Annotated in this window: 14 protein-coding genes; 5 read left to right on the top strand and 9 right to left on the bottom strand. The window is 65.5% G+C overall.

Going from position 1 to position 17166, the window contains the following annotated elements:
- Window positions 1–2 precede the first annotated feature (2 nt).
- The 3 genes from VIL42_02295 to VIL42_02305 are packed head-to-tail and all read right to left on the bottom strand — an operon-like array spanning window position 3 to window position 2898.
- Window positions 3–1049, bottom strand: coding sequence for a homocysteine S-methyltransferase family protein (locus VIL42_02295; protein ID HEY8591676.1), 1047 nt, complete (start codon window positions 1047–1049; stop codon window positions 3–5).
- Window positions 1046–1948, bottom strand: a complete 903-nt coding sequence (gene metF, locus VIL42_02300; protein HEY8591677.1) for a methylenetetrahydrofolate reductase — start codon at window positions 1946–1948, stop codon at window positions 1046–1048. The genes VIL42_02295 and metF overlap by 4 nt, the downstream gene beginning before the upstream one ends.
- Complete coding sequence (locus tag VIL42_02305) at window positions 1945–2898, bottom strand: metalloregulator ArsR/SmtB family transcription factor (protein HEY8591678.1); 954 nt, start codon at window positions 2896–2898, stop codon at window positions 1945–1947. Before VIL42_02305 ends, metF begins: the two co-directional genes overlap by 4 nt.
- A 176-nt stretch (window positions 2899–3074) precedes the next feature.
- Between VIL42_02305 and VIL42_02310 the strand changes: the two genes are divergently transcribed.
- On the top strand, window positions 3075–3332 hold the full coding sequence (locus VIL42_02310) for a hypothetical protein (protein HEY8591679.1): 258 nt from the start codon (window positions 3075–3077) through the stop codon (window positions 3330–3332).
- A gap of 263 nt (window positions 3333–3595) precedes the next feature.
- On the opposite strand, the gene groL is transcribed toward VIL42_02310, so the two are convergent.
- From groL to VIL42_02325, 3 genes are all read right to left on the bottom strand, one after another.
- Window positions 3596–5233 carry a chaperonin GroEL gene (gene groL / locus VIL42_02315; GenBank protein ID HEY8591680.1) on the bottom strand — a complete coding sequence of 546 codons (1638 nt, stop codon included), beginning with the start codon at window positions 5231–5233 and terminating at the stop codon, window positions 3596–3598.
- 71 nt (window positions 5234–5304) lie between these two features.
- Entirely contained in the window at window positions 5305–5592 is a 288-nt protein-coding gene (gene groES, locus VIL42_02320) for a co-chaperone GroES (GenBank protein HEY8591681.1), read from the bottom strand.
- Window positions 5593–5718: 126 nt separating this feature from the next.
- Window positions 5719–7119 carry an MATE family efflux transporter gene (locus VIL42_02325; protein HEY8591682.1) on the bottom strand — a complete coding sequence of 467 codons (1401 nt, stop codon included), beginning with the start codon at window positions 7117–7119 and terminating at the stop codon, window positions 5719–5721.
- A gap of 97 nt (window positions 7120–7216) precedes the next feature.
- On the opposite strand from VIL42_02325, the gene sppA reads away from it, so the two are divergent.
- Together sppA and VIL42_02335 are read left to right on the top strand one after the other, a co-directional pair.
- A complete protein-coding gene (gene sppA / locus VIL42_02330; GenBank protein HEY8591683.1) occupies window positions 7217–9064 on the top strand; it encodes a signal peptide peptidase SppA in 1848 nt (615 codons plus the stop codon).
- 47 nt (window positions 9065–9111) lie between these two features.
- The gene (locus VIL42_02335; protein ID HEY8591684.1) at window positions 9112–10461 is read left to right on the top strand and encodes a M28 family peptidase; all 1350 of its coding nucleotides are present in this window, start codon (window positions 9112–9114) and stop codon (window positions 10459–10461) included.
- A gap of 21 nt (window positions 10462–10482) precedes the next feature.
- Here the strand turns inward: VIL42_02335 and lpdA are convergent, their stop codons facing one another.
- The gene (lpdA, locus tag VIL42_02340) at window positions 10483–11877 is read right to left on the bottom strand and encodes a dihydrolipoyl dehydrogenase (GenBank protein ID HEY8591685.1); all 1395 of its coding nucleotides are present in this window, start codon (window positions 11875–11877) and stop codon (window positions 10483–10485) included.
- 154 nt (window positions 11878–12031) lie between these two features.
- Here lpdA and VIL42_02345 point away from each other — a divergent pair, with 154 nt between their 5' ends.
- Window positions 12032–12328: a DUF6481 family protein gene (locus tag VIL42_02345; protein HEY8591686.1), complete on the top strand. Its 297-nt coding sequence runs from the start codon at window positions 12032–12034 to the stop codon at window positions 12326–12328.
- 10 nt (window positions 12329–12338) lie between these two features.
- Entirely contained in the window at window positions 12339–13010 is a 672-nt protein-coding gene (locus tag VIL42_02350; GenBank protein ID HEY8591687.1) for a spermidine synthase, read from the top strand.
- A 40-nt stretch (window positions 13011–13050) separates the two neighbouring features.
- Here the strand turns inward: VIL42_02350 and odhB are convergent, their stop codons facing one another.
- Together odhB and VIL42_02360 are read right to left on the bottom strand one after the other, a co-directional pair.
- Complete coding sequence (odhB, locus tag VIL42_02355; GenBank protein HEY8591688.1) at window positions 13051–14352, bottom strand: 2-oxoglutarate dehydrogenase complex dihydrolipoyllysine-residue succinyltransferase; 1302 nt, start codon at window positions 14350–14352, stop codon at window positions 13051–13053.
- Between the two features lie 9 nt (window positions 14353–14361).
- Window positions 14362–17166, bottom strand: a complete 2805-nt coding sequence (locus tag VIL42_02360) for a 2-oxoglutarate dehydrogenase E1 component (protein HEY8591689.1) — start codon at window positions 17164–17166, stop codon at window positions 14362–14364.

Consider the following 17166-nt stretch of genomic DNA (forward strand, 5'->3'; position numbering starts at 1 on the left):
GATCAGGCGGCGATGGTCATCGGCTCGAGCCCCGCCAGCAGCGTGCCGCGGCGAGGAGCCGGAACGGTGCGCGGCGTGCAATCGCGCACCGCTCCGGCGATCGCGGCGATGTGCGCGGGAGTCGTCCCGCAGCACCCGCCGACAATGTTCACGAGGTTGCTGTCCACCCATTCGCGGACCTGGGCAGCAGTCTGCTCAGCCGCTTCGTCATATTCGCCAAGCTCATTCGGCAGGCCGGCATTCGGATAAGCCATGATCAGCGTGTCGGCCGTCGCTGCGAGCGCCGCGAGGTGCGGACGCAGCTGCGCTGCGCCGAAGGAGCAGTTGAGGCCGATGGTCAGCGGCTTGGCATGGCGGACGGACGCCCAGAACGCTTCGACGGTATGACCGGAAAGATTGCGGCCGGACAAATCGGTCAGCGTCATCGAAATCATGAGTGGCAGCTCGCGGCCGAGCGCCTGCTCCGCTTCGAGGCCCGCCATGATCGCCGCCTTGGCGTTAAGCGTATCGAACACGGTTTCGATCAGGATGAAATCAGCGCCGCCCTCGACAAGCGCATCGGCCTGTTCGCGGTAGATGGCTTTGACCTGATCGAAGTCGACTTCACGGAAGCCCGGGTCGTTGACGTTGGGCGAGAGCGACAGCGTCTTGTTGGTGGGACCCATCGCGCCGGCGACCCAGCGCGGCTTGCCGTCCTTTGCGCTGGCGCGGTCGGCAACGTCGCGGATGATGCGCGCCGATGCGCGGTTCATCTCGGCAGCAAGGTCCTCGGCGCCATAGTCGCCCTGGCTGATGCGGTTGGCGTTGAAGGTATTGGTCGCGAGGATCTCCGCCCCCGCCTCGGCGAAGGCTTCGGCGATGCCGCGGATGACCTGCGGCTGCGTGATGTTGAGAAGGTCGTTGTTGCCCTTCTGGTCACGCATCAGGTCGAGGCCTGCGCAATAGGCCGCGGCATCAAGCTTTTCGGCCTGGATGGCAGTGCCGTAGGGCCCGTCCTTGATCAGGATGCGCCGCCCGGCTTCGGCGCGCAGCTGGTGGGCCGTGCTCATGCTTTCGCCCTCACGCCCAGCAAGTGGCAAATCGCATAGCTGAGCTCCGCGCGGTTCAGCGTGTAGAAGTGGAAGTGACGCACGCCGCCGGCGTAGAGCTGGCCGCACAGCTCCGCAGCGACCGTCGCCGCGATGAGCTGGCGTGCAGCCGGCAGATCGTCCAAGCCTTCGAACATCTGGTTGAGCCACTCGGGAATGGAGGCGCCGCACATGTCCGCGAACCGGCGTGTCTGCGCGACGCTGGAGACGGGCAGGATTCCGGGCACAATCTCGACGTCGATCCCCGCCGCCGCCGCGTCATCCCGGAAACGGAAGAAGCAGTCGGCCGAGAAGAAGAATTGCGTGATCGCGCGGCTAGCGCCCGCATCGACCTTCCGGCGCAGGTTTTCGAGGTCGAAGGCGCGGGTCGAAGAGTCCGGGTGGCTTTCCGGATAGGCGGCGACGGAGATGTCGAAATCGCCGACCTGCTTGAGCCCGGTGACCAACTCGGTGGCGTCGCGATATCCTTGCGGGTGCGGCTGGTACTTCGTGCCGGGCTCCGGCGGGTCGCCGCGAAGCGCGACCAAATGGCGCACGCCGAGTTCCCAATAGTCGCGTGCAACAGCGTCCACCTCGTCACGCGAGGCGCCGACGCAAGTCAGATGCGCGGCGGGCGTCAACGAGGTTTCCTTGAGGATCCGCTCGACGGTCGCATGCGTGCGCTCACGCGTCGATCCGCCAGCGCCGTAGGTCACGGAAACGAAGCGCGGCTGAAGCGGCTCGAGAGTCTTGATCGACTCCCAAAGGTTCTGCTCCATCTTCTCCGTCTTGGGCGGGAAGAATTCGAAGCTGAGGTCGATGTCGCCGCGGGCTTCAGCGAACAACAGCTGGTGGCGGCTAAGCCGTTCGAACGCGTTCATGCTGCGCGCCTTTGCGGCACCGCGGCCTTCACGCCGCGCCAGAGCGTCACCGTCAGTTCGCCGCCCTTGAGATGCCGCACCTGATCGACTTCCAAACCTGCCGAGGAGAACCAGGCCGCCATCACCTCGTCCTCGAACCCGAGACGAATGTGAGCGTCGCTGCTGCGCAGTTCTTCCCGCTCGTGGGCGGCGAAATCGACGACCAGCAAGGTGCCGCCGGGCGCGAGCACGCGCGACGCTTCGGCGATCGCGGATGCGGGCGAGTGGGCATAATGAAGCACCTGGTGGATGACGATCGTGTCGGCACTGTGATCCGCGAGCGGCAGCGCGTACATGTCGCCCTGCCTCAAGCTCGAGTTGATCCCCGCCGCCTCGAGCTTCACCCGTGCCAGGCGGAGCATGTCGGACGACCGGTCGATACCCATCGCCTGCGACGCGCGTGGGCCGAACAATTCGATCATCCTGCCCGTACCCGTGCCGATGTCGACGAAACGGCCAAGGGATCTCTTGCCGAGTGCTCCGTCGATGGCACGCTCGACCTCGCTTTCGGCGACGTGCAGCGAGCGGATCTGGTCCCAGATCTCGGCGTGACCGGCGAAATAGCGGTTAGCCGCCTCTGCGCGTTCGGCGCGAATGCTTTCGGTCCGGGCCGCGTCCGAGGCGAACGAAGCCTTGGTTTCAGCATCGGACCAGGAATCGACCAGCGCGAACATGGCCTCGGCGCGGGCGGCGTCGGCGAGCGTCACGAAAACCCAGCTGCCTTCCTTTCGCCGCTCCAGCAGCCCGGCATCGGCGAGGATCTTCAGGTGTCGCGAAACGCGCGGCTGGCTTTGCCCCAGCAATTGCGCAAGCTCGCCGACGGAAAGCTCCATCAGCCGCAGCAGCATCAGCACGCGCAGCCGGGTAGGATCGGCAAGCGCCTGGAAGCGGTCGGCAAGCGGAAGGGTCACGGGCACGAGATAAGGATATAAAGATATCTTTATATCGTCAATTCGTCGTTTAAAAATAATCTCTTGTGCATTGGTAGGGATTGCGATTATTGCCACAGGTCTGGCCTGAGCGAATCGAACGTTAAGGTCGGGGTAGTGCCCACCCCAGGGGCACTTTTTAAGGGAGTGGAACGTTCATGAAGAAGGTTGCCATTGTGACTTCGGCGGTTCTCGCGCTCGGCCTGGCCGCGTGCAACAACAACGCCGCCGACAACAACACCGCCAACGAAACCGCCGTTGAAAACAGCGCCGAAGCGGACACCAACGCTGCTGCGACCAACGCCAGCGAAGCTGCCGACCAGGCGCTCAATGCGGCGAGCAACGCTGTCGAGAACGCCGGCGACGCCGTCGAGAACGCCGGCGAGGCCGTCGAGAACGCGACCGAGAACAAGTAAGCTCGCTTTTCTGAGCCAGTTACAAAGGGCCGCTCCCTCGTGGGGCGGCCCTTTTTTTGTGCTAGTCGGCGGCGATGCGACCGATTTTCCTTGCCGCCTTGCTCCTCGTTCCTGGGTGTAGCGACGACAAGCCTGCCGCGCCGACGGCCGCGGAATCAGACCAGCTGAACGAAGCGGATTCGATGCTCGACAGCCTGGCCAACGAAGAAGGGCCGGCGGATCGCTCCACCGGCCCCTCCAATCAAGCGAACTGAAGGACTGGCTTAGAAGTCCATTCCGCCCATGCCGCCGGCACCGGCCATCGCCGGGGCAGGCTTGTCTTCCGGCAGCTCGGCAATGGTCGCCTCGGTGGTGATGAGGAGACCCGCAACCGAAGCCGCGTCCTGAAGCGCCGTGCGGACGACCTTGGTCGGATCGATCACGCCCGACTGGACGAGGTTCTCGTACTGGTCGGTCTGGGCGTTGAAGCCCTGGGTCGGGTCGTTACCGTCGAGCAAGCGGCCCGAAACGACCGCGCCGTCGTGACCGGCGTTCTCGGCGATCTGCCGCAGCGGCGCGTAAAGCGCCTTGCGGATGATATCGACGCCGCGGGTCTGGTCGTCATTCTCGCCCTTCAGGCCTTCGAGAGCCTTGGTGGCATAGAGGAGCGCCGTACCGCCGCCCGGGACGATGCCTTCCTCGACCGCAGCGCGAGTCGCGTGGAGAGCGTCGTCGACGCGGTCCTTGCGCTCCTTCACTTCAACTTCCGAGGCGCCGCCGACCTTGATCACCGCAACGCCGCCGGCGAGCTTCGCCAGCCGCTCCTGCAGCTTTTCACGGTCGTAGTCGGAGGTCGTCGTGTCGATCTGCTGACGGATGGCGCCGACGCGGCCTTCGATGGCTTCGCGGGTGCCGTTGCCGTCGACGATCGTCGTGTTGTCCTTGTCGATCGTGACGCGCTTGGCCTGGCCGAGCATGTTCAGCGTAACGCTCTCGAGCTTGATGCCGAGATCCTCGCTGATCATCTCGCCGCCGGTCAGGATCGCGATGTCCTCGAGCATCGCCTTGCGGCGATCACCGAAGCCCGGCGCCTTAACCGCCGCGACCTTGAGGCCGCCGCGCAGCTTGTTGACGACCAGGGTCGCCAGCGCTTCGCCCTCGATATCCTCGGCGATGATCAGCAGCGGACGGCCGCTCTGAACCACGGCTTCGAGGATCGGCAGCATCGCCTGGAGGTTCGACAGCTTCTTCTCGTGGATGAGGATGTAGGGATCGCTAAGCTCGACCTGCATCTTTTCCGGGTTGGTGATGAAGTAAGGCGACAAATAGCCGCGGTCGAACTGCATGCCTTCGACGACGTCGAGCTCGAATTCGAGACCCTTCGCCTCTTCGACGGTGATCACGCCTTCCTTGCCGACCTTTTCCATCGCTTCGGCGATCTTCTCGCCGACTTCTTTGTCGCCGTTCGCCGAGATGATGCCGACCTGCGCGATTTCCTGCGTGCCCGCGACGTCCTTTGAACGGCTCTTGAGGTCCGCGACGACCTTGCCGACCGCGAGGTCGATGCCGCGCTTCAGGTCCATCGGGTTCATGCCGGCTGCGACCGACTTCATGCCTTCACGAACGATCGCCTGGGCGAGGACGGTGGCGGTGGTGGTGCCATCGCCGGCGAGGTCGTTGGTCTTGGAAGCGACCTCGCGCACCATCTGCGCGCCCATGTTCTCGAACTTGTCCTTAAGTTCGATTTCCTTGGCGACGGTGACGCCGTCCTTTGTGATGCGCGGTGCGCCGAAGCTCTTGTCGATGACGACGTTGCGGCCCTTGGGGCCCAGCGTCACCTTCACCGCATTGGCGAGAATGTCGACGCCGGCGAGGATGCGCTCACGCGCATCGCGGCTGAATTTCACGTCCTTGGCTGCCATTTGGCTACCCTTTCCTGATTTCGAAAGTTCACAAAGTTGATGGTCTTACGCGCACGCGCGTGAGGCCCTGGTCAGCCGACGATCCCGAGGATGTCGCTTTCCTTCATGATGATGAGGTCTTCACCGTCGATCTTCACTTCGGTGCCCGACCACTTGCCGAACAGGATCTTGTCGCCGGCCTTGACGTCCAGCGGCGAAACCTTGCCGTCTTCGGACTTGGCGCCGGCGCCGACGGCGACGACTTCGCCTTCCTGCGGCTTTTCCTTGGCGGTGTCGGGAATGATGATCCCGCCCGCGGTCTTCTCGTCAGCCTCGACGCGGCGGACGAGAACACGGTCATGAAGCGGCCTGAAACCCATAATGAGCCCCTCTATTTGCTCTGTTGAACCTTAGCCGCTGGCACTCTCACGTTGGGAGTGCCAGCGATGCGAGGGCATGTGGTTGTGCCCTGTTCATCTGTCAACAGGTGCGCGGAGCAGATTTTTCTAGGCGTGCTGAAGCCGGGTCAGGCCGAGCCGCTCCCGCCTGATCCAGCGGAACAGCATCAGCACGGCGACGGCGGCAAGGCCGCTCGCAAGGCCGATCCAGATGCCGAGCCCCTTCCAGTCGAGCCCAAAGCCGAGCCATACGGCAATGCCGAGCCCGACTACCCAATAGCCGACGGCGGCATAGATCAGCGGCCACCTTGTATCGTGGAGGCCGCGCAGCATGCCGGCGCTGATCACCTGAGCCCCGTCGACGATCTGGAACGCAGCCGCCACGCCAAGGAAGGTGACCGCGAGCCCGCGTGTTTCGGCGCTAGCGCTGGGGCCAAGGAACAAAGCGACGATCTCGTGCGGGTAGATCCACATCCCGAGCGCAGCCGCCGCCATGAAGACGATGCCGATAGTCCATGCCGTCCAGCCGGCACGGCCGAGCCCGTCCGTGTCGCCGGCGCCGAGGGCGCGACCGACGCGCACCGTCGCCGCCTGGCTGATGCCGACAGGCACCATGAACGTGAGCGCTGCGAACTGGATTGCGACCGCGTGAGCGGCAACGGCCGATGTCCCGATCCAGCCCATGAAATAAGCCGCCATGGCGAAGACGCCGACCTCCAGCGCAAGCGACAGGCCGATCGGCCATCCCAGCCGGCTCATCGCGAGTGACCGTTCACGGTCGAACCGCCACCAGCGGCCGAACAGATGAAAGCGCCTGAATTGCCGGTCACGCCTGATGAGCAGGATCAAGGCCACGCAGGCGAAGGTCCAGGTGATCGTGCTTCCCAGCCCGCCGCCGACGATACCCAAGGCGGGCAGGCCGAAGTGACCGAAGATCAACGACCAGCCCAGGAGCGCGTTGACGACGATCGCGGCGAGGCTGAGCCACAGGACGATGCGCGGCCGCTCCAAGGCGGCGACGAAATTGCGCAACAGCTGGAACAGCAGCCACGGCGCGGTGCACCACATGTAAGCGCGGATGAACGTCTGTCCGCTCTCGGCAAGCTCCGCCGATTGGCCGAGCGCAAGCATGATCGGAGCCAGGTTCCACAGCAGCAGCCAGTAAGGCGGCATGGCGATGATCAGCAGCCACAGCCCGGCACGGAAGGTGCGACGCACGTCCCGCACGGCGTTCGAGCGATGGCCAAGCGCCGTCGCCATCATTGGCGACGACGCGAGCAGGAGCCCGAGCAGGACGACGTTGAAGACGAAGGCGAAGTTCAGCGCTAGCGTTGTCGCGGCGAGCGCCACTTCTCCGAGCCGGCCCATCAAGATGATGTCCGTCGAATGGATGACCTGCTGCGTGAGGCTTGCAAGGATCAGCGGCCAGGCGAGCGCCATCATCGCCCGGAATTCACCGCGCCACGGCCGACCCGCCTGCTCCTCTGCACTGTCCCGACTTGCGTCCATACCGGCCGCGTAGCGACAAGGTTGTATATCGAAAAGGTTTGGCCGCTCGCCGCAAGCTCCGCTAGCGAGGCGGCAAGAACCTTCAGAGGCCCTGCACATGAAATTCATACGCGCGATCTGGAAGCTGCTGGTCGGGATCAAGGACGCGATGGTCCTGGTCGCGATGCTGCTGTTCTTCGCCTTGCTGTACGGCGCGCTTTCCGCGCGGCCGGCGCCCGTGAAGGACGGCGTCCTTGCGCTGAACCTCAACGGCAGCCTCGTCGAGCAGCCGGCACGCGCATCCTGGTCGGACGTCGCGAGCGGCAGCCGCCTGGGCGAATATCGCCTGCGCGACCTCGTCGCCGCCCTCGACAAAGCGAAGGACGACAGCCGCGTGAAAGCCGTTGCTTTGGACCTCGATGGGTTCCTGGGTGGTGGGCAGGTGGCCGTCGGCGATCTCGCCGACGCGGTGCGGCGGGTGCGCGCAAGCGGCAAGCCGGTGGTCGCGTACGGAGTTGGCTATACCGACAGCAGCTACCAGCTGGCGTCCGCGGCGTCGGAGATCTGGCTGAACCCACTGGGTGCGGTGCTGCTCACGGGACCGGGCGGCGCGAACCTCTACTACAAGGGCCTACTCGACAAGCTCGGTGTGACGGCCAACGTCTATCGCGTCGGCACCTACAAGGCGGCAGTCGAGCCGTTCATCCGCAACGACATGTCGCCCGAGGCGCGGCAGAACGCGCTGGCGCTCGCCCAGGCCCGGCTCGAGACGTGGCGCCAGAGCGTCAAGCAGGCGCGTCCGAAGGCGAATGTCGACCTGTTCCTCAAAGACATGAACGGCGCCGTCGAGGCCGCGGGCGGCGACATGGCGAAAGCCGCGCTTGAGAACGGCTTCGTCGACAAGATCGGCAGCCGCGAGGATTATGAAAAAAGGCTGGCGCAACTCGGCGGCGAAAGCGGCAATGCGGAGGGGTTCGCCGACATCAAGCTGGCGTCGTACGTGCGCGACGTGGTCGAGGAGCCGACCGGCCCGATCGGCGTCGTCACCGTCGCCGGCATGATCGTCGACGGCAAGGCTGGCCCCGGCACCGCCGGCGGCGACACGGTAGCGGAGGAGATTGGCCGAGCAGTCGACGCCGGCGTGAAAGCGCTGGTGCTTCGCGTCGACAGCCCCGGCGGATCCGTGCTCGCGTCCGAGCGCATCCGGCAAGCACTGCTTCAGGCGAAGGCGCGGAACATCCCGATTGTGGTGTCGATGGGCAATGTCGCCGCTTCCGGCGGCTATTGGGTCGCGACCCCCGCCAACTTCATCTACGCCGAACCGGGAACGATCACCGGCTCGATTGGCGTGTTCGGCGTGCTTCCGAGCTTCGAAGGCGCGCTGCAGAAGCTCGGCCTCGGTGCCGATGGCGTGAAGACGACGCCGCTGTCCGGCGAGCCCGACCTGTGGCATGGGCCGTCCGCTGAAGCCGACCAGCTGATCCAGACCGGCGTCAACGCGACGTATGCGCGGTTCCTTAGCCTCGTCGCGCAGTCGCGGAAGAAGACCCCGCAGCAGGTCAACGAGATCGCGCAGGGCCGGGTGTGGGACGGCGGTTCCGCCCGCCAGATAGGCCTCGTCGACGGCTTCGGCGGCATGGAGGAAGCCATCGCCAAGGCGGCGCAGCTGGCGAAGCTCGGCGACGAGCGGCGAGTCCGTTATTTCGAGGCGCCGAAGGGCTTCAAGCAGGAACTGATCGATTCCATCGCGTCAGAGGAAAGCGACGCGAACGCAGCGCCGCAGGACGCGTTCGCCTCCCTCGCTCGAGCGCCGCAGCAGCAGCTTGCGGCTGCCATGGCGGAGGTGCGAGCCATCCTGAACGGCCCGAGCATCCAGGCGCGCTGCGTGGAATGCGCGCCGGCGGCGCCGGTGCGGGCGCAGGCCGACGTCAGTCTGCTCGATGTCCTCAAGGCCTGGCTATCCTGATCGGGCACGACCACTAAGCACACCAAGTTTCGTCCAAGGGGGGACCGATGTTCATTCGTTTTGCCGCGCTGCTGCTCGCCAGCAGCGCCGTTGCCGCAGCGCCAAGCACTGCACAGAGCACAATAACCGAGCGGTCCGTGTCGGCACATCAGACCTTCCTCGCCAGCGATGCGCTGCAAGGGCGCGGAAGCGCGACCCGCGACGAAGCCATCGCTGCGGCTTATGTGGCGTCTCAGTTCCAGTCCTACGGACTGGTGCCGGCACCGGGCATGGACGGCTATCTTCAACAGGCCACGGTGATCCGGACACGGCTGGACGGCGCGCCGTCCATGACGGTCGGCGGAACGCCGATTGCCGCGCCGACGCTGATCCTGGCGTCGGGCAATGCGGTGTCCGGGCCGCTCACGATCATCAGTTCCGCCGACCCGGCCAAGCTGCCGAGTGCCCCGGTCGTGCTCGTCACCGACCCGGCAGCGGATGCCCGCGCCCTGTTCGGCGCCGCGGCGCGTAAAAAGGTCAAGCTGCTGCTGTTGCCGGAAACCGAGGCCAGCCGCGGGCTGCTCGGGATGGTCGGCGGCCAGGCTCGGCTTCCGACATATCTGGAGGGCAAGGCGCCGGAAGGTGAAGTGACGCTTGCGCTGGTCCCGGCGTCGGCACTGGCGCTGATGGCGAGCAAGCCTGAGGCGGCGGTCGAGCTCAAGGTGCCGGTGAAGCTGGAAAAGGCAATCACCACCAACGCGATCGGCTATCTGAAGGGCAGCGATGCGAAGGCAGGCACGATCCTGCTGAGCGCGCACCTCGACCATCTCGGCGTCCGGGCAGACGGGACGATCATGCACGGCGCGAACGACGATGCGTCGGGCACGACGGCGGTAATGGAGCTGGCGAAAACCCTGGCGGCGGGCAAGAAGCCGCGGCGCAGCATCATCTTCGCAGCCTTCGGCAGCGAGGAGCTGGGCGGATTCGGATCGACTTTTTTCGCCGAGCATCCGCCGGTGCCGCTCACTCAGATCGTCGCCAATCTCTCGTTCGAGATGATCGGCGCGCAGGATCCCAAGCTGCCGAAGAACAATTTGATGATGACGGGGTTCGAGCGCTCCACCCTGGGTCCGGCCCTGAAGAAGCAGGGCGGGCTGGTCGCGCGTGACCCCTATCCCGAGCAGCGGTTCTTCGAGCGATCGGACAATTACTCGCTCGCCTTGAAAGGCGTGGTTGCGCACACGGTGTCGGGCTGGGCGGTGGTGCCGACCTATCACAAGCCGGACGACACCAACGCCAAGCTCGACATCCCATTCATGACGGCGGCTATCCGCTCGCTGGTCGCGCCGATGCGCTGGCTGGCGAACAGCCGCTTCGTGCCGAGCTGGACGCCGGGCGGCAAGCCGGAGAAGCGCTGAGCAGCGCGTCTGCGCAGCCGGTCAGATGTGGATCGGCTTGCCTGTGACTGCCATCGCCGCTTCCTTGAGCGCTTCCTCGTGCGTCGGGTGCGGGTGGCAGGTGTAGGCGATGTCTTCGGATGTCGCGCCGAACTCCATGGCCAACGCCGCTTCGCCGATCATCGTCCCCGCAACCGAGGCGATGACCCAGACGCCGAGCACGCGATCCGACTTGGCGTCGGCGATGACCTTCACGAAGCCGTCCATCTCGCGATTGGTCTTGGCCCGGCTGTTGGCGAGCATCGGGAACTTGCCGACCTTGATCTCGCCGCCGGCCTTCGCCTCTTCTTCGGTGAGGCCGACACCCGCGATTTCCGGCATGGTGTAGACCACCGACGGGATCACCGCGTGGTTCACGATGCCGGTCTGGCCGGCAATATTCTCCGCGACCGCGATGCCTTCGTCCTCCGCCTTGTGGGCGAGCATCGGACCCGGGATGACGTCGCCGATCGCCCAGATGCCCGGCACCGAGGTGCGGAAGTCGTGGTCCGTTTCGACCTGGCCACGCTTGTTGAGCTGGAGCCCGGCCTTTTCGAGGCCGAGGTTCTCGGTGTTCGGCTTGCGACCGATCGACACGAGGACGACGTCTGCCTCGATGGTCTCGGCCGCGCCGCCGGCGGCGGGCTCGACGGTCAGCGTCACGGTGTCGCCGTTGCGCTCGGCCTTGGTGACCTTGGTCGAGAGCTTGAACTCGAAGCCCTGCTTCTTGAAAATCTTTTTGGCTTCCTTGCGGACGTCGCCGTCGAAGCCCGGCAGGATCTGGTCGAGGAACTCGACGACGGTAACTTCGGCGCCGAGGCGCTTCCACACCGAGCCGAGCTCGAGCCCGATGACGCCGCCGCCGATGACGACCAGGCGCTTGGGCACCTGCGCCAGCTCCAGCGCGCCGGTGGAATCGACGATCCTCTCCTGATCGACGGTGATGCCGGGCAGCTGAGTGACCGACGATCCGGTGGCGATGACGATGTTCTTGGCGCGGACCGTGCGACCGGCAACGGTGACGGTGTCGGCGCTCTCGAATGTCGCATGGCCCTTCAGCCACTCGACCTTGTTCTTCTTGAACAGGAACTCGATGCCGCCGGTCAGGCCCTTGATCGCTTCGATCCGGGTCGCGTGCATCTGGCCGAGGTCGAGCTCGACGTTCGAAGCCTTGACGCCCCATTTGGCGAGCGTGCCGTGCGCGGCCTCCTCGAACAGCTCGGACGCGTGGAGAAGCGCCTTTGACGGAATGCAGCCGACGTTGAGGCAGGTCCCGCCGAGCGTCTCGCGGCTTTCGGCGCAGGCGGTCTTCAGGCCGAGCTGCGCGGCGCGGATCGCCGCGACATAACCGCCGGGGCCGGCGCCAATCACCAGGACGTCGAAATCGTAATCAGCCATCGTTCTCTTTCGGGAGGAAAATGTGTCGGGCGCGACATAAGGGGCCGCAGCGCCTGAATCCACCCACCTGTGCCAGCCGCGCCGACGGCAAGGGTTAGATGTTGCCGCATTGCTCTTCGTCTGCGACTGAACATTGGATTGGAGACCAGCACGCGTGACTTACAACGACAGCTTTCAAGACCGGATCAGGAATGCGGCCGAGGCGCGGGAGAAAGCGCTCGCCAGGCTGAAGGCCAAACCGCCGATGGACGAGAAGGTCGTGGCGGAGCGCAAGGCGCGGCAGGAGCAGCGCGAAGCCAAGGCCGCCGAAAAGTCCGCCGCCAAGAAAGCCGCGCGCGAAGCCGAGGCTGCGGCCAAAGCCGAAAGGGCCGCTGCCCCGCCGCCACCTACCGAAGAAGAGCGCAAGGCCGCGCGCGACGCGAAATATGCGGCCCGAAAGGCCCGCAAGTAGCCGCCCAACGATGAAAATGCGCGAACTGCTCGGCACGGCCAGGGTGCCGGGCGGCGAGGAACTGCGCCTGTTCCGGCGAGACCGCGATTTCATGATCGTGCTCGACCGCAACGAGCTGATGAACAGCCGGATGAGCGGGTCGGAGGAAGCGCTCGCGTCCTTGACCTGGGAGCGGCTGAAGAACCGCAGCAATCCGCGCCTGCTGATCGGCGGCTATGGCATGGGGTTCACGCTTCGGGCCGCCCTCGCGGTGCTTCCGGACCAAGCGACGGTGGTGGTTTCGGAACTGGTCCCGGAGATCATCTCCTGGGCACGCGGGCCGATGGCGGAGCTGACTGCGGGCTGCCTCGACCACCCGCGGGTGACGGTAGTGGCGGAAGATGTCGCGGCGGTGATCGCGGCGGCGCGCGGCGAATATGACGCGATCCTGCTCGACGTGGACAACGGGCCCGATGGGCTGACGCGTGCCGGGAACGACCGCCTCTATTCGGCCCCCGGCCTCGCAGCGGCGAAATCGGCGCTCGTGCGCGGCGGGATCCTGGCAATCTGGTCCGCGGCCGACGACCCTGCCTTCACGAGAAGGCTCAACGCTAACGGCTTCGCCGCGAACCCGACGCAGGTCCGCGCCCGCAGCAACGGTAAAGGCGCGCAGCACACGATCTGGCTGGCGGAGAGCAAGTAAGTTGGTCTGCTGTCGAGGTTAAGCCGAGGTTCCGCTCGACCTAAAGGTCGATCAGCAGCCGCGTCGGGTCCTCGATCGCTTCCTTGACGCGCACCAGGAACGTCACCGCTTCGCGGCCGTCGATTAGGCGGTGGTCGTAGCTTAGCGCGAGATACATCATCGGCCGGGCGACGATCTGGCCGTCCTTGACCACCGGCCGCTCCTCGATGCGGTGCATGCCGAGCACAGCGGATTGCGGCGGGTTGATGATCGGCGTCGACAGCAAAGAGCCGAACACGCCGCCGTTTGAGATGGTGAAGGTGCCGCCGGTCATCTCGTCCATGGTCAGCGTGCCTTCCTTGGCGCGCTTGCCATAATCGGCGATGGTCTTCTCGATCTCGGCGAAGCTCATGGCGTGAGCATTGCGGACCACCGGAACGACGAGGCCCTTCGGCGCCGACACCGCCACCGAGACATCGAGATAGTCGCGATAGACGATCTCGTCGCCTTCGATGCTGGCATTCACCGACGGCACGTCCTTGGCGGCGAGCGCGCAGGCCTTCACGAAGAAGCCCATGAAGCCGAGGCGGATGCCGTGCTTCTTTTCGAACAGGTCCTTGTAGCGGGCGCGCGCCTCGATAACGGCGGTCATGTCGACGTCGTTGAAGGTGGTCAGCAGCGCGGCGGTGTTCTGCGCGTCCTTCAGGCGCTTGGCGATCGTCTGGCGGAGGCGCGACATCTTCACGCGCTCTTCGCGGCGCTCGCCGCCGGTGGACGTGGCAGGCCTCGCCTGCTGCGTTGCGGGCGCTGGAGCAGGCGCTGCCGGAGCCTTCGCCTCCGGCGCTTGCGACTTCTGCGCCTGAGCGGCGGCAATCACGTCGTCCTTGGTCAGGCGGCCATCCTTGCCGGTGCCCTTGATCTTGGTCGGGTCGACATGATGCTCGAGCACCGCTCGGCGCACCGCCGGGGACATGGTCATCACGCCTTCGTCGGACGCCGAGGTTTCGCCGCCCTGCTCGGCAGGTGCCGGCTCCGGCGCGTTCTCGGTGCCGCGCAGCTGAGGGTTCTCGCCCGCACCGGCGGGGTTGGTGGCCGTCGAGGCGGCGCCGACCTCCGCGGCCGAGCCTGCTTCGTTAATTCGGGCAATGATGGCGCCGACCGCGACATTGTCGCCCTCGTTAGCGAGCTGCTCGCCCATCACGCCGGCGATGGGCGAAGGCACTTCGACGCTGACCTTGTCGGTTTCCAGGCTGGCGATCGCTTCGTCGGCGGCGACCGCCTCCCCCGGCTTCTTCAGCCACTGCGCAAGCGTGCCTTCGGTGATCGATTCCCCGAGCGCGGGGACTTGGACGTCGGTGGCCATGTCTTTCCCTTATTCCGCCGCCACGGCGTTTGCCGGGCTGCTATGGCCGAGCGCAGCGGCGATCAAGGCCGCCTGCTCCGCCGCGTGCCGCTTCGCAAGGCCAGTCGCCGGCGAGGCGCTGGCGCCGCGGCCCGCATATTGCGGGCGCATTCCGGCAAATCCGGCGTCGGCGAGGCATTGTTCGAGATAGGACTGGATGAACATCCAGGCGCCCTTGTTCTTTGGTTCTTCCTGCGCCCAAACGAGACCTTCGAGATTGGGCATCGCCTTGAGGCGCTTGACCAGAGGCTCGGACGGGAACGGATAAAGCTGCTCGATGCGAATAACCTCGACCCCAAGATCGCCGCCCGCATCGCGCGCTTCCATCAGCTCATAGCCCAGCTTGCCCGAGCACAGCACGAGCCTGCGGGTGTCGCCCTGGGCCGGCGGGTTGAGGTCCGAGACGATCCGCCGGAAATGACTTTCGCCGGTGAAGTCGGCCGCGCTGGATACGGCAAGCTTGTGGCGAAGCAGCGATTTGGGCGTCATCAGCACCAAGGGCTTGCGGAAGTCGCGGCGCATCTGCCGGCGCAGGATGTGGAAATAGTTCGCCGGCGTGGTGCAGTTGGCGACCTGGATATTGTCCTCGGCGCAATGGGCCAGATAGCGCTCCAGCCAGGCGTGGCTGTGCTCGGGCCCCTGCCCTTCATAGCCGTGCGGCAACAGCATCACGAGGCCGCTTGCGCGCAGCCACTTCGACTCCCCGCTGACGACGAACTGGTCGATGATGGTCTGCGCGCCGTTGGCAAAGTCCCCGAACTGCGCTTCCCACAGAACCAAGGTCTTCGGGTCTGCGAGCGAATAGCCATATTCAAACCCGAGCACGCCGAACTCGGATAGCGGGCTATCGCGGACTTCGAAGCGGCCGCCCTCGACGTGGCACAAGGGAATATATTTGCCGCCGGTCTGCTGATCGACCCAGACGGCGTGGCGCTGGCTGAAGGTGCCGCGGCCACTATCCTGGCCGGACAGGCGAACCGACTGACCCTCCGCAATCAGGCTGCCGAAGGCGAGCGCTTCGGCCGTCGCCCAGTCGAAGCCCTCGCCCGTTTCAAACATCTGCTTTTTCGCGTCGAGCACGCGCTGCAGCGTCCGGTGGATGTTGAAGCCTTCCGGCACGGTCGTGAGCAGGCCGCCGAGCTTCTTGAGCTCATCATCGCCGATCGCAGTCTCGACGTTCCGCCGCCCAAGTTCCGGCTCGCCCGGTCGGCCGAGACCCGCCCAGCGGCCCTCGAACCAGTCTGCCTTGTTCGGCAGGTACGAGGTGCCCGCCGCGAACTCCTCTTCGAGGTGCGCGACATATTCCTTGGTGTGATTGTCGATCCATGCCTGGTCGACGATGCCTTCGTCGATCAGCCGCTGGCCGTAGAGCGTGCTGATCGGCGGGTGCTTCTTGATCGCCGCATACATTTGCGGCTGCGTGAAGCTCGGCTCGTCGCCCTCGTTGTGACCGAAGCGGCGGTAGCACCACATGTCGATGACGATGTCGCGGCCGAACTTCTGGCGGAACTCGGTCGCGACCTTGCAGCAGAAGGTGACCGCTTCCGGATCGTCGCCGTTGACGTGGAAGATCGGCGCCTGGACGCCCTTGGCGACATCGGACGGATAGGGCGACGAGCGCGCGAACTGCGGGCTGGTCGTGAAGCCGACCTGGTTGTTGATGATGAAGTGGATCGTGCCGCCGGTGCCGTAGCCCGGGAGGCCTGAGAAGCTGAGGCATTCCCATACCACGCCCTGCCCCGCGAAGGCGGCGTCGCCGTGAAGGATCATCGGCAGCACGGTCTTGCCCTCGGCATCACCGTTGATCGTCTGCACCGCGCGCGCCTTGCCGAGTACGACCGGATCGACCGCTTCGAGGTGCGACGGGTTGGGGAGCAGCGTCAGGTGGACCTTGGTGCCGTCGAATTCGCGATCGGACGAGGTGCCGAGGTGATATTTCACGTCGCCCGAACCGCCGACATCAGCCGGGTTCGTCGCGCCGCCTGCGAACTCGTGGAAGATCGCCCGGTACGGCTTGCCCATGACGTTGGACAGGATGTTCAGCCGGCCGCGGTGGGCCATGCCGATGTCGATCTCCTTGACGCCCATCAGGCCGCCATATTTGATCACCGCTTCGAGCGCCGGGACCGCGCCTTCGCCGCCGTCGAGACCGAAGCGCTTCGTCCCGACATATTTGCGGGCGAGGAACTTCTCCCACTGCTCCGCCTGAATGACCTTGGCGAGGATCGACTGCTTCCCTTCGGGCGTGAAGCTGACCTCGGCGTCCTTGCCCTCCATCCGCTCCTGGAGGAAGCGACGCTCATCCAGGTCGTTGATGTGCATATATTCGAGGCCGATGTGGCCGCAGTAGTTGGCCTGCAGCACGGCGACGATTTCGCGAACCGTCGCGGTCTCAAAGCCGAGCACGCCACAGATGAAGATCGGCCGATCCAGGTCGTTGGGACCGAAGCCATGATATTCCGGGGTCAGGTCGGCCGGGATGTCGCGCCGGGACATGCCGAGCGGATCCAGGCTCGCCGCGAGATGCCCGCGCACGCGGTAGGTGCGGATCAGCATCATCGCCCGGATGCTGTCCTCCGCGGCGCGGCGGATGTCGTCGCCGGAAGCTCCGGCTGCAGCGGCGCGCTCCGAGACGGCTTTCTTCACCTTCTCGATCGTCGCCTGCGTCGGGTCGAGGCCGACATTCAGGTCGTCGAGTTCCTCGAGCGGCCAGTTCGGCCGTTCCCAGCTGGGTCCCGGCTCCTGTTCGAACATCAGGGCTTGGTCGTCGGACAT

Origin of the sequence: Sphingomicrobium sp. (assembly GCA_036563485.1) — a bacterium.
Classification (GTDB): Bacteria; Pseudomonadota; Alphaproteobacteria; order Sphingomonadales; family Sphingomonadaceae; genus Sphingomicrobium.